At 59.2% G+C, this 353-nt stretch carries 1 protein-coding gene; it reads left to right on the top strand.

Annotated features, from left to right (window positions below; genetic code table 11):
- The coding region (locus CYJ76_RS11670; RefSeq protein WP_101850154.1) for an FBP domain-containing protein at positions 1-349 on the top strand (349 nt) is incomplete at its 5' end.
- Positions 350-353 lie beyond the last annotated feature (4 nt).

Below are 353 nucleotides of genomic sequence, written 5' to 3'. Positions count from 1 at the left end.
ATACCTCGTCGCGGAGACCGCGCAGGGTTTGCAGGGTCTCACTATGGAGATCCGTAAGGCCCCGACCGGCGGCGGGGCGCGCATGTGCCAGATTTGCCGCACGCTGCACCCTTCGAGTGGCGCCTCTCTGATGTCGATCGTCACCACGAAGTCCGCGCAGGATAACTACGGCAGCATCGGTACGTACATGTGCAGTGACCTGGCGTGTGTGGATTATGTGCGCGGAACGAAAACTCCGGACGGAACCACGCAGATGACGGAGACGCTGACGGTCGAGGAAAAGGAAGAGCGCGTACTCACCAACGTTCGTAGCCTTATCACCAGTGTGGAAAAACGCCTGAAGAAGTAATCCG

It is taken from the genome of Kytococcus schroeteri (assembly GCF_002847825.1).
Lineage (GTDB): Bacteria > Actinomycetota > Actinomycetes > Actinomycetales > Dermatophilaceae > Kytococcus > Kytococcus schroeteri.
Note: the sequence above shows the minus strand (reverse complement) of the source record. Positions and strands in the feature narration are given on the sequence as shown.